This is a genomic window from Chelatococcus sp. GCM10030263, assembly GCF_042666455.1.
Lineage (GTDB): Bacteria > Pseudomonadota > Alphaproteobacteria > Rhizobiales > Beijerinckiaceae > Chelatococcus.
Window position 1 is genome coordinate 916,316 of sequence record NZ_JBHTDB010000005.1, and the last position, 12,561, is coordinate 928,876.

Genomic DNA, 12,561 nt, shown 5'->3' on the forward strand with positions numbered 1-12,561 from the left:
GAAAAATGAGGCCGAGCCGGTAATCAGCGCCCGGTAAGGCCCGGCCTTAGGGGTAAGTCAGCAGATGGACCAATGACGCGGGATATCCCGCCTCATCCAATATCGCCGGCGACCGGCTGCTCGGCGATGTTGAGGATGGCGCCGATGCCCTCCCGCAGATAACGCGGCTGGCGATCCTCCAGGCCGAGCACGAAGACGAGGGCCGAGCGCCCGGTGACCGCATAGACATGGCCGAAGTCGAAGGTCGGCGCATTGGTGCGGTCCGGGTCATTCGTATCGAGCAGGCCGATCCACCGCTTGCCTTCGGGCACGGCCGGCAGGGTGAATTCGACGACGTCGTGGTGGGCGTTCATGACGATGAGCAGGGTGGCGTCGGAGCCGCGCCGCTTGATGCCGGTGGGCTGCGCGCGCCCGTCGAGCAGCATGCCCATGCAGCGGGCATTGGAGTCTTCCCATTGGTCCTGGGACATTTCCTCGCCCGTGGGCGATAGCCAGGTCACGTCCTTGACGTCGAGTTCCTCGTTGTAATTGCCGACGAGAAAGCGCCCGCGATGCAGGATCGGATAGGCCTTGCGCACGGCGATGAGCTTGCGCGTGAATTCGATCAGCGCGCGGCCTTCCGGGGTGATTGCGGCCCAGTCGAGCCAGGTGATCTCGTTGTCCTGGGCATAGGCATTGTTGTTGCCGCGCAGGCTGTGGCCGAACTCGTCGCCGGCCAGGATCATCGGCGTGCCCTGCGACAGAAGAAGCGTCGCGAGAAGGTTGCGCTTCTGGCGCTCGCGCAAGGCGGTGATCTCCGGATCGTCGGTCGGGCCCTCCACGCCGTGGTTCCAGGAATGGTTGTTGGAATGGCCGTCGCGGTTGTCCTCGCCATTCGCCTCGTTGTGCTTGTCGTTGTAGGAGACGAGGTCGTTCAGGTTGAAACCGTCGTGGGCCGTGATGAAATTCACGCTCGCCCAGGGTTTGCGGCCGCGCTTGTTGAAGATGTCGCCGGAACCCGCAACGCGGGCTGCAAGCTCGGCGAGCTTGCCCTCGTCGCCCTTCCAGAAGGCGCGCACGGTGTCGCGGAACTTGTCGTTCCACTCCGCCCAGCCCGGCGGATACTGGCCGACCTGATAACCGCCCGGTCCGATGTCCCAAGGCTCGGCGATGAGCTTGACGCTGGAAAGAACCGGGTCCTGCCTGCAGGCGTCGAGGAAGCCGCCGCCTTCATCGAAGCCGTAGGGTTCGCGGGCGAGGATCGTCGCAAGGTCGAAGCGGAACCCGTCGACGCGCATCTCCTGCGCCCAGTAGCGCAGCGAATCCGCCACCATCTGCAGCACGCGCGGGTGGGAAAGATTGACCGTGTTTCCGGTCCCCGTGTCGTTGATGTAGTAGCGTTTCTCGTCGGGCAGCAGGCGATAGTAGCTCGCGTTATCGATGCCCTTGAGCGAGAGCGTCGGCCCGAGTTCGTTGCCCTCGGCCGTGTGGTTATAGACCACGTCGAGGATCACCTCGATGCCGGCCGCATGGAACTGGTTGACCATCTCCTTGAATTCGTTCGTGAAGGGCGAATGGAGATAGCGCGGCTCCGGCGCGAAGAAGGCGATCGAGTTATAGCCCCAGTAGTTCCTGAGGCCCTTGTCGACGAGATAGCTGTCGTCGACGAAGGCATGGATCGGCAGCAACTCGGCCGAGGTCACGCCGAGCGTCCGCAGATAGTCCGCTATCCGCGCATGCGCGAGGCCGGCAAAGGTCCCGCGCTCGCTTTCCGGAATGCGCGCGTTGAGCTTGGTGAAGCCCTTCACATGCATTTCGTAGATGATCGTCTGCTCCCAGGGCACGGAGGGCCGGCGCTCCTGCCCCCAGGTGAAGGCGGGGTCGATGACCCGGCATTTGGGCATGCGCCTGGCGCTGTCGCGTTCGTCGAAGGACAGATCCTTGTCGGGGCTGTCGATCTTGTAGCCAAACAATTCGGGGCCCCAACTCAGCGAGCCGACGAGCTGCTTGGCATAGGGATCGATCAGGAGCTTGTTCGGATTGAAGCGGTGGCCGGCATCGGGCTCGTAGGGGCCATAGACGCGATAGCCATAGACGGTGCCGGGCCGCGCTTCGGGCAGATAGCCATGCCAGACCTCGTCGGTATATTCCGGCAGTTCGATGCGCTCGATTTCCTTCTCGCCGTCGATGTCGAACAGGCAGAGCTCGACTTTCGTGGCATTCGCCGAGAACAGGGCGAAATTGACGCCCAGGCCATCCCAGGTGGCACCGAGCGGGAAGGCTTTGCCCTCGCGAATGACTGAACGCTGCACGGTGGAAGACCGGTGCTTCCCGTGTATGCTCGGCGCCATGGAGATCCTCGGAGAACGGAGAACGGTCTTTCCAAACCGACCGATGTCCCGCTTCGTTCCACGCCGCCTCCGCCGAATTCGACCTGAGAACGACGCCTCTACCCGAGCCTCGACACGACATCGCCGACGATGCCGAGGCGCGCTGCGGTTTCGCTCGCCACCGCGACGATCAATCTCTCCTCGTTCCAGTGGCAGGGAAAGCCGTTCTTCTTGAGCGTAGCGCGAGCCTTGCGGCCCTTGCCGCGAAAGGTGATGGCGATCGCCTGGGGGCCGGCATCGATGCGCGCGATCCCCAGCCGGCGGCAGGCCTGCCGGATGCGGGCGAGCGCCAGGAGGTCACGCACCGGTTCGGGCAGGCTGCCGAACCGGTCTTCGATCTCGTCCTCCAATTCGTCGACCTCGCCCTCTGTCGCGGCGCGCGCCACCCGTCCATAAAGCTCGAGCCGCGCCTCCTCGTCGGGCACATAGTCGGGCGGGATGCGAGCCGTGGCGTCGAGGTTGAGCTCCGGCACATAGTCCTCCACCACGTCTTCGCCACGTGCTGCCCGCAGGGCGCGGTCGATGAGATGCCGGTAGAGCGAGGGGCCGACGAGCTTCAGATGTCCTGTCTGGTCTTCTCCGAGAAGATCGCCGGCGCCACGCAAATTGAGGTCGCGTTCGCTGATGGCAAAGCCGGCGCCGAGCCGCTCGAGGTCCTGCAGGGCCTGCAGCCGCTCTTCGGAGATCTCGGTCTGCTGAGCTTCCGGGTCACTCAGCAGATAGGCGAAGCCGCGCCGCGCGCCGCGGCCCACCCGGCCGCGCAGCTGATGGAGCTGGGCGAGGCCGAAGCGGTCCGGGCGACAGACAAGGATGGTATTGGCGCGCGGCAGATCGAGCCCGCTCTCGATGATATTCGTCGCGACGAGCACGTCCCCTTGCCCGGCGGCAAAGGCGACCATCACGTCATCGATGGCTTGAGCCGGCATCCGGCCGTGCACCACACGCAGATCGAGCGCCGGAACGATCTCGCGCAGGCGCGCTGCGATCGGCTCGATGTCCTGGATCCGCGGGCAGACGACAAAGCTCTGTCCGCCGCGGCGATGCTCGTAAGTGAGCGCGCTGCGCACGGCCTCGTCGGCAAAGGGGGCGGCGATGGTCCGCACCGGCATGCGCCGGGCGGGCGGCGTCGCGATGACGCTGAGATCGGCGAGGCCGGTGACGGCATGCTGCAACGTGCGCGGGATGGGCGTTGCCGTCAGCGTCAGCACGTGCAGGTCCTCGCCGAGCGCCCGCAATTTCTCCTTGTCCTTGGCGCCGAAGCGCTGCTCCTCATCGATGATGACGAGCCCGAGCTCCTTGAAGGCCACGTCCTTGCCGGCGATCGCATGGGTGCCGATGACGATGCGGATCGAGCCGTCGGCCAAGCCGTCTTTGACGCTGCGGGCCTCCGTGGCCGAGGCGAAGCGCGAGAGATGGCCGATTGTGACGTCGAAGCCGGCGAAGCGGCGCCGAAAGGTCTCGAGATGCTGGCGTGCGAGCACCGTGGTCGGCACAGCGACAGCGACCTGGAAGCCGCTGAGCGCAGCGGCCGCCGCCGCGCGCAGCGCGACCTCGGTCTTGCCGAAGCCGACATCGCCGCAGACGAGCCGATTCATGGGCCGGCCGGAGGCGAGGTCTTGCAGCACCTCCTCGGCGGCACGCGCTTGATCGGGGGTGGCAAAAAAGGGAAAGCGGGCGACGAAACGTTCATAGTCGGTGGCCGACGGCACGAGCTTCGGCGCGGTCTTCGCCGCGCGTTCGCTCGCGAGCGCAGCCAATCGCGCGGCCGTCTTCTCGATCTCCTTTTCGAGATCGCCGCGGCGCTTCTCCCAGGATCCGCCGTCGGGGCGGTCGAGCTGGATGCCCGCCTCCGCGCCATATTTCCAGACGAGCGCAAGCTCCTCCACAGGCACCATGACGACGGCGCCGCCCGCATATTCGAGGCGGACCATGTCGCGCTCGGCGAGCCCGGTGCCGGAGATCGTCTCGATGCCGCGCAACTGGCCGACGCCACGCTCCAGATGCACCACGATATCGCCCGTTCGCAGCACCTCACGCGCCGGCGCCATGTCCTGTTCGCGCAGGCCGAGCGGCGCCTCATGCGCCGCACGTGAGCCGAAGACATCTGCCGCGGTCACGACGCTGACCGACAGCGACGGCAGCACGAAGCCCGCTTCGCAATCGACCCGCAGGCTGGAGAGGGTGCCCACTTCGCGCTCGACCACCTCGGGCCAGCTGGAAGCCCTCTGAACGCCGCCGGGCGCCGCCTCCCGGGCACGGCGTTCGAGGCTTCGCAACTCCGCATCGTCGGCGGCCGTCAGCACCACACGCCTGCCGCGGGCGAGCTCTTCCCCGAGGAAGTTGCGCAAAGCGCGCAGCGGCGCGGGCCGCGTTGCGAAGCGCGGCACGCGCGTCTCGGCCGGACAATCTTCCCCCGCGAGCTCCGTCACCTGCGGCCCGCTCGTCGCAGCCTGCCATTCCTGCTCGCTGAGATAGAGGCGATCGGGGGAAATTGCGCCGAGGCTCGCCCGCAGGAGCGGCAGGTCGCGGCTCGTCTCGCGCGCTTCCGCGATCTGTCTGAGCCATTGCGCCCCTCGTGTCTCGACCCCGCCGCCCTTTACGATCGTCGCTTCGGGCATATAGTCGAACAGGCTCTGGAGCCGTACGTCGGCCGCGGGTGGGCACGCCGGATCCTTCGCCGCTAAGGCGAACATCTCGGAGGCCGGATCGAGGACCACCTCGGCCAGTTCGCCGGTTGTGCGCTGGGTGAGGGGATCATAGCTCTGCAGGCCCTCGATGCGGCCTTCGCCGAGCTCGATGCGCACCGGCCCGAGCGCGCCGGCCGGATAGACGTCGACCACCTGGCCATGAACGGCGACTTCGCCGGGCTCATCGGCGCGCGCCTCCTGCACATAGCCGGTGCGGTCGAGAAAAGCTTGGAGCGCCCCCAGGTCGAGCGGCATCCCGAGACGGAGCGCCAGCGTCGCATCCGCCCATACATCGCGTGGCGGCACCCGCAGCAGGGCGGCATCCGCCACCGCAAGGACGAGCGGCTTGCCCGCGCCCTGCGCGACCCGGCGCAGCACCGAGGCGCGCCGCCCCATCACGTCGCGCGACGGCAGACCGTCGTCATAGGGCAGGGCATCCGAGCGCGGCAGGACCATCGGGTCGCAGGCGGGATCGAGCGCGTAGAGGATGGCGCCGAGATGCTCCGCTCGCCGCTCGCTGCCCGACAGGAAGAGGAGACCCGCCGGCGATGATCGCCACTGCCCGAGCAGAAAGACCCCGATCGCCCCGAGCGGCGATGATCGGGTAATCTCCGGCGGGGCGAGCGCGACGTCGGCCGGCATGTGCATCAGCGTGACCGGCGTTGCCGGGCAGCGCGGGCCGGCGGCCGCGCGGACGCGTCAGAAGGGTGGGAGAGGGGAGAGCCGACGCGCGTCATGGGATCCAGCTTTGTCAGCCGGTAACCCGAAGTCGGCCCGCTCGGTTCCAGCAGCCTCATGCTTCATTGAGCCGAGGAGGGAAGGATGGCTAAATGCGATCGCCTGCCCTCAGCGGAGAGTGGGGTCTTATTGCCCCGCCTTCCGCGCCACGACGTCCTCATAGGCCGCTTGCAATCGCGCGAGCACGGAGGGACCGGCGGATGGCGCGCCGAGATGCAGCGTGCGGAGCTCGTCCATGAAGGCCTCCCAGAGCGGCGGACCGCCTTCTTCCAGGAGCTGAGCGCGGATGGAAAGCTCTTCCGACACTGGCCTATGCCGCCGGCCCCAGGCGCCCATATGGGCGAGGAGCGGCACCAGCTGAATGGCGGGCTCCGTCAGGCTGTAGATCGCCTTCTGCTTATGGCTGGGATCATCGCGCTTCGAGAGGAGCCCGGCCTCGACCAGCCGTTTCAAGCGGTCGGCCAGGATATTCGAGGCGATGCCTTCGTCGGAGAGAGTGAGAAGCTCGCGATAGTGGCGGCGGTTGCCGAACATGATGTCGCGAATGACGATGAGACTCCAGCGGTCGCCGAGCACTTCGAGCGTCAGATTGATCGGGCAGCCCGAGCGATGCGCCGCGTCCATGAATGATCTCCAGAGGAAACTGCTTGCAAAGTAAGATCGGTTTGGTTAGAACACAACTGCTTGCAATTCGAAATCAGTCTTATCGAGAGGGAGAACGGTTATGGCAAAGCTCGTCTTATCGATGTTCACGAGCCTCGACGGCTATATCGAAAAGCCCGATGGCGAATTCGCCCCGCCGGCCTGGTCGGACGACCTGTCGGCGCACTGGTCGGGCTATGCCTTGCCGCGGGCCGGCCACCTCATCTACGGCCGCACGAATTTTCTCTTCAACAAGGGCTTCTGGAGCGCGGCCGACACCGATCCGGCGAGCCCTGCGGCCGGTATCTCTTATGCCGTGACAATGAACCGGCTGCCGAAGACGGTGGTCTCGACGACGCTGACGGGCGATCCCGGCTGGAACGCAACGCTCGTCAAGGACGATCTTGCCGCCGCGGTGAATGCGCTCAAGCGCTCTGCCCAGGGCGAGATTTACTCCTTCGGTGGGGCGGGTCTCGCGAACAGCCTCGTTGCGCTCGACCTCGTCGACGAGTACCGCCTGATGATCACACCAAGCCTTTTCGGCGACGGCAAGCGCCTCTTCGAGCCCGGTTTGCCGGCGCTGGCGCTCAGCCTCATCGACGCGCACAAGCTCGATACCGGCGCCGTCATCCTGCACTATCGCCGCGATCGCTAGGGGACGCGTTATGGCGCTGACGCTCTATGCCCACCCCTTCTCCTCCTATTGCCAGAAGGTGCTGATCGCTCTTTATGAGAACGAGACGCCCTTCACCTACCGCAAGCTCGACGAGGACGGCGCCATGGCCGAGCTCACGGAGCTCTGGCCGCTCAATCGCTTTCCCGTGCTCGTCGACGACGGCCGCGCGGTGATCGAAACCACGATCATCATCGAGCATCTCGCCCTGCATCACCCGGGGCCGGTGCGGCTCATTCCGCAGGATCAGCGCGCGGCGCTCGCGGCGCGCTTTATGGATCGCTTCTTCGACAACCACATTGCGACCCCTCAGGGGCGCATCGTCTTCGACAGCATCCGCCCGGCCGAGCATCGCGACCCCTATGGCGTCGCCGAGGCGCGGGCCATGCTCGACACCGCCTATGGTTGGCTCGACAAGGAATTGGCAGGACGCGAGTGGGCGGCGGGCGACGCCTTCAGTTTGGCCGATTGCGCGGCGGCGCCGTCCCTCTTCTACGCCGACTGGACCCATCCGATCGGCGAGGCTTTCGTCAATGTCCGCGCCTACCGGCAGCGGCTTCTCGCCCGGCCTTCCTTCGCGCGGGCCGTCGACGAGGCGCGGCCCTATCGGTCGCTCTTTCCGCTCGGCGCGCCGGACCGCGACTGAGCCTTACGCTGCCTTGATCATCTGAGGCTGCGGCCAGCGCTCCAGCGCCGCCCGGCCGGCATCCGTCAGCTCGTAGATGCCGCGACCGGTGCGGACGAACCAACCGTAGACGTTGCGCTTGAGGATCTTCGGCGCATCCGGGATCGCGGGCTTCAGATCCCGCGGTCGCCGTGGTCCCTCGACGAGCACCGCGGCGCAGGCGAGCGCCTGTTGGCGATAGGCGGTCATGATCGGGGCGCGCGTGCTACCGCCTTCGGCGGGATCGCCTTGCCGGCGGCGGTGCTCGTCGACGAGGCGCGAACGGCGGCGCGGGTCCTTGCGCGGCATCGGCGCGGCGGGGCTCACGATGATCTCGACGTCGCCGCCGGACGAGACACCGAGCAGGCCGAAGCCGAGCCGGCGGCAGAGATTGCGGAAGCGGGCATCGCTCTCCCGGCCCTTGCCGCGCGGCGAAAGGCGGGCGGCGAGCCAGACCTCGTCGCAGGCAGTGGCGCGGTCGACGCCCTGCAGCACCAATTCGAGATTGAAGCTCATCTTGAGCTCGCCGATGACGATGAGCGGCGGCTCCTCGCCCTTCACCGCGAGGAGGTCGCAGCCACCGATCTCGCCCTTGACGGTAAAGCCGAGCCCTTCGAGGAAGCGCTTGACCGGCAGATACAACGAGGTTTCCAGATCCGCCCTCCCGGTTAGCCGCGGCCGGAAGATGCCCCTTGCCGCCGATTCGCCGGTTGCTATCATAACGGATCGCGCTGTAGCCGCGGCGTCGAGCCTCGCTCATGGTGAGAGCAGGCGATCCGGTTCGGCATTAGCTGCCTGTCAGAGTCCTGAATGCGCGATGGCCCGCTGCAGGTCGCGCTGCTCGAAGGGTTTGCGGATCGTGACCTGGTCGTTGTAGGGCGGCTCGAGGCCGGCCGACCCATAGCCCGAGGCGAAGAAGAAGGGGATGCCGCGCGTGGCGAGCACGTCGGCGACCGGGAAGGAGCGCCGCCCGTCGAGGTTGATATCGAGAATGGCAAGGTCGAAGTCCATCGAGCCGGCCATTTGCACGGCCTGCGGCAGCCTCATGGCGAGGCCGACGACCTCATGACCGAGATCGAGCAGCATGTCCTCGACGAGCATTGCGATGGTTGCTTCGTCCTCGACGACAAGGATCCGCAGACGTCCCGGCATGAATCATTCATCGTTATAGGGGGGCATCGACACATCAACGACACAGATCACTCCAGTCGGTTCGAATAGAACCTGCACCCGACCGCCGAGTTCCGCCGCCAGGCCCCTTTCGATGAGGCGCGTTCCGAAGCCGCGCCGAGCAGGTGCGACGACGGGTGGTCCTCCGCTTTCGCGCCAAGTCAGGGAGAGGCGCTCGCCTGTGGTTTCTGGCGCGAGCGTCCACCGCACCTCCACCATTCCCGAAGGGCTGGAGAGGGCGCCGTATTTGACCGCATTGGTGGCGAGTTCATGCATCGCCATCGAGACGGCCATTGCCGTCTTCGGCGACAGCCGCACCACCGGCCCATCGATGATGAACCGGTCGGCGTCGCCCACATGCGCCGCTGCCGTGCGGGCGATCACATCTCCGAGCGACGCGCCCTCCCAGTTCTCGCCAATCAGGAGGTCGTTCGCGCGTCCGAGCGCCATGACGCGGGCGGAAAACGCCGCCTGGGCGGCGGCGAGATCCTCGCCGTCGCGGAAGGTCTGGGCGGCGATGGCCTGCATCATCGACAGCGTGTTCTTCACGCGATGGTTGAGCTCGTTGACGACGAGGCGCAGATGCCGCTCCGTCTTTAGCCGCTCGGTGACGTCCTGGCCGTCGACGAAGATGCCGGTGACCTCGCCGGCGGCATTCGTGACCGGCTGGTAGATGAAATCCAGATAGCGATCCTCGAGCGGGCCGTCCGGCACACGCCGCAGGCTCGCCTTCATGCCCGCGCCGATGAACGGCTCGCCCGTCGCATAGACCTGGTCCACGAGTTCGAAGAAGCCCTGCCCCTCGATCTCCGGGATCGCCTCGCGCAGCGGCCTTCCGAGCACCTCTCGCCCGCCGATCAGATTGCGAAAGGTCGCATTGGTGAGGCGGAAGACGTGGTCCGGGCCGCTCAGCATTGCCATCAGGCTCGGCGCCTGCTCGAACAGCCCGTGCAGGAATTCCGATTCCGCCGCAAGCCGCCGGTTGGCTCCCTCCACCGCCGCGCGTTCGGCCGCCAGCGCCTGTTCGGCAAGGACGCGCTGGGTGGTCTCGACGACAATGGCGAGCACGCCGGCAGGCTTGCCGTTTTCGCCGAGGACGGGGCCGTAATTAAGGTCCATCCAGACCTCTTCCGGCACATTATTGCGGTAGAGCGTGAGCTGCTGATCCTTGAAGGAGAGGGTGCCGCCGGCAAGCCCGGTCTCCATCACGCGCCGGTTGAAATCCGCCACCTCCGGCCAGCCTTCGAGCACACGCGAGCCGAGGAGGCTAGGGTGGCGCTTTCCCGCGAAGGCGGAATAGGCATCGTTATAGATCATGATGCCGTCCGCCCCCCACAGCATGACGAGGGGGAGCGGTGACTGCAGCACGATATTGGTCGCCGTGCGCAGGCTTTGCGGCCACTGGTCGATCTGCCCGAGGTTCGTCTTCGACCAGTCGTAGGCGCGGATGACCGCGCCGAGTTCGCCACCGCCGGGGATAAGGCCTGTCGCGGCGACAGGAGCGCCCGTGTCACCGGTCATCGTGGCGCTCTCTCCAGACCTGCCTCGGCATGGGCGTCTCGTTAAGGCTGGGGTCCCGTTCTCGGATGCGGATCTCGCCAGAACTTCGCATTAGCATCCAAGCGGATTCATATCATATTGCGCTGAATGTCGTCGTAGCCGCTTTGCCGCACTGCCTATCGCCTGCGCCACGACTGTGATGCGCCGCCGCGGCGCAAGCCTTGGGCAGCACGCCGTCAGGATGGCTTGACACCCATTTCGACGAGCATCGTGCCCAGCATCTGCGGCTGAAACGGCTTGCCGAGCACCCGCAGATAGGGATCGCCAGCGATCGATCGGCGCAGACTGCTCTCGCCATGCCCGGTCGCCAGAACCACCGGCAGCTCCGGCCGCAGCGCTCGGATCTGCTCGACGAGCTCGTCGCCGCGCCCATCGGGAAGCCCGACGTCGAGCACGACCGCGGCGAGGTCCTGTCCAGCCGCCTCGATGGCCTGCAAGGCCTCTTGCCTGGTTCCCGCCTCCTTCACTTGGAAGCCTGCCTCCAGCAGCGCATCCGCACAGAGCATGCGGATCAGCGCCTCGTCGTCGACGACCAGGATGGAAGGGGCGGGCGCGCTCGCATCGAGCAGTTGCCGGACGCGCCGGCTAAGGTCGACGTAGCTGAAGGGCTTCGGCAAAAGCTCGATATCCGCATCGAGCCGGCCGTCGTGGATGAGCGCCCCGCCGGCATAGGCGGTGGTGAGCAGCACCTTGAGCATCGGGCGCTTCTGCCGGGCGCGTTCGGCAAGCGCGCGACCGTCTAGATCGCCGGGCAGGCCGAGATCGGTGAAGAGGAGCTTGAGATCGGGCTCGCATTTGATGATTTCGAGCGCGGCGGCGCCCGTATCGGCTTCGAGCACCCGGTAGCCGAGCTCGCGCAGGCTCGCCGTCGCATAGCGGCGGACGTCCTCGTCGTCTTCGACCACGAGGATCAGCTCCGCGCCCTTGCTCACCGGCGTTTCCGCGGCGATGGGCGCCTGAACCGCCGGCTCTTCCGCGCCTTGATAGCTCGGCAGATAAAGCTTCACAGTCGTACCGAGGCCGGGCTCGCTATAGATGCTGACATGGCCGCCGGTCTGGTTCACGAAGCCGTAGACCTGGCTCAGCCCGAGGCCCGTGCCCTGGCCCGTGTCCTTGGTCGTGAAGAAGGGCTCGACGGCGCGGCTGAGCACCTCCCGGCTCATACCCGTACCCGTATCGGTGACGGATATCAGGACATGCGGGCCGGTCTGGGCATCCTCCTGCGTGGCTGCATAGGTGTGGTCGAGATCGACATTGGCTGTCTCGATAATCAGCTTGCCGCCGTCCGGCATGGCATCGCGGGCATTGACGGCGAGATTGAGAAGGGCGGCTTCGAGCTCGGTCGGATCGGCATGCGTCAGGCGAAGATCCTTGCCGAGCACAGCCTGAACCTCGATCCTTTCACCGAGGGTGCGGCTGAGGAGATCCGACATGCCCGAGACGAGCCGGTTGGCGTCGACGGGCTTCGGCGCGAGCGGGCGGCGGCGGGCGAAGGCGAGGAGCCGTTCGGTCAGGGCGGCGGCCCGCTGCGCGCCGGTCATGGCGTTGTCCGCTGCCGAGAGGAGCCGTTCGTTGCCGTTGCCGCGATGGCGCCGAACCGTCTCCAGATTGCCCATGATGACGGTCAGAAGATTGTTGAAGTCGTGGGCGATGCCGGCCGTCAGGCGGCCGATGGCCTCCATCTTGGCGGCGTGGCGCATCCGCTCCTCCACGAGGCGGCGGGCTGATACGTCGCGCAGACTGGCGAGCCAAGCCGGTCGGTTCTCCCACCGCGTCTGCACTACGCGGATCTCGGCCTCGATCTTTTCGCCGCCGGGACGGAGCACCACGATATCGGCCGTTTCGCCGTCGACGGCGGGAATTCCGACCGCTGTGCCTACAAGCTGCTCGGAGGACCGTCCGAAAACGTGTTCGGCGGCGGGGTTGGCGAAAAGCACCACGCCCGCATCGTCGACGACCAGAATTCCGTCGGCATTCTTTTCGACCAGAAAGGTAATCTCGCTCGGGCTGATGCCCGCCTTGTCAGCATCTTGTGCAACACGCGCCATAACCGATTCC

At 66.4% G+C, this 12,561-nt stretch carries 9 protein-coding genes; 2 read left to right on the forward strand and 7 right to left on the reverse strand.

Annotated features, from left to right (window positions below; all coding sequences use genetic code 11):
* Positions 1-92 precede the first annotated feature (92 nt).
* The 3 genes from glgX to ACFQU1_RS14455 form a co-directional block, all read right to left on the reverse strand.
* A complete protein-coding gene (gene glgX / locus ACFQU1_RS14445; RefSeq protein ID WP_378133666.1) occupies positions 93-2,330 on the reverse strand; it encodes a glycogen debranching protein GlgX in 2,238 nt (745 codons plus the stop codon).
* 98 nt (positions 2,331-2,428) lie between these two features.
* Entirely contained in the window at positions 2,429-5,698 is a 3,270-nt protein-coding gene (locus ACFQU1_RS14450; RefSeq protein ID WP_378133668.1) for a TRCF domain-containing protein, read from the reverse strand.
* Positions 5,699-5,920: 222 nt separating this feature from the next.
* On the reverse strand, positions 5,921-6,418 hold the full coding sequence (locus ACFQU1_RS14455; RefSeq protein ID WP_378133670.1) for a winged helix-turn-helix transcriptional regulator: 498 nt from the start codon (positions 6,416-6,418) through the stop codon (positions 5,921-5,923).
* A 100-nt stretch (positions 6,419-6,518) separates the two neighbouring features.
* Between ACFQU1_RS14455 and ACFQU1_RS14460 the strand changes: the two genes are divergently transcribed.
* Together ACFQU1_RS14460 and ACFQU1_RS14465 are read left to right on the forward strand one after the other, a co-directional pair.
* Positions 6,519-7,091 (forward strand): dihydrofolate reductase family protein, encoded by a 573-nt coding sequence (locus ACFQU1_RS14460; protein ID WP_378133672.1) that lies wholly within the window; start codon positions 6,519-6,521, stop codon positions 7,089-7,091.
* Positions 7,092-7,101: 10 nt separating this feature from the next.
* The gene (locus ACFQU1_RS14465; RefSeq protein ID WP_378133674.1) at positions 7,102-7,755 is read left to right on the forward strand and encodes a glutathione S-transferase family protein; all 654 of its coding nucleotides are present in this window, start codon (positions 7,102-7,104) and stop codon (positions 7,753-7,755) included.
* 3 nt (positions 7,756-7,758) lie between these two features.
* Here ACFQU1_RS14465 and ACFQU1_RS14470 read toward each other — a convergent pair whose 3' ends face one another.
* The 4 genes from ACFQU1_RS14470 to ACFQU1_RS14485 all read right to left on the reverse strand — a co-directional run bounded on the left by ACFQU1_RS14470 (position 7,759) and on the right by ACFQU1_RS14485 (position 12,551).
* Positions 7,759-8,427, reverse strand: a complete 669-nt coding sequence (locus ACFQU1_RS14470; protein ID WP_378134070.1) for a DUF2161 domain-containing phosphodiesterase — start codon at positions 8,425-8,427, stop codon at positions 7,759-7,761.
* Between the two features lie 144 nt (positions 8,428-8,571).
* Positions 8,572-8,925: a response regulator gene (locus tag ACFQU1_RS14475; RefSeq protein WP_378133676.1), complete on the reverse strand. Its 354-nt coding sequence runs from the start codon at positions 8,923-8,925 to the stop codon at positions 8,572-8,574.
* A 3-nt stretch (positions 8,926-8,928) separates the two neighbouring features.
* Positions 8,929-10,464: a sensor histidine kinase gene (locus tag ACFQU1_RS14480; protein WP_378133678.1), complete on the reverse strand. Its 1,536-nt coding sequence runs from the start codon at positions 10,462-10,464 to the stop codon at positions 8,929-8,931.
* A gap of 215 nt (positions 10,465-10,679) precedes the next feature.
* Positions 10,680-12,551: a response regulator gene (locus tag ACFQU1_RS14485; protein WP_378133680.1), complete on the reverse strand. Its 1,872-nt coding sequence runs from the start codon at positions 12,549-12,551 to the stop codon at positions 10,680-10,682.
* Positions 12,552-12,561: the final 10 nt, after the last annotated feature.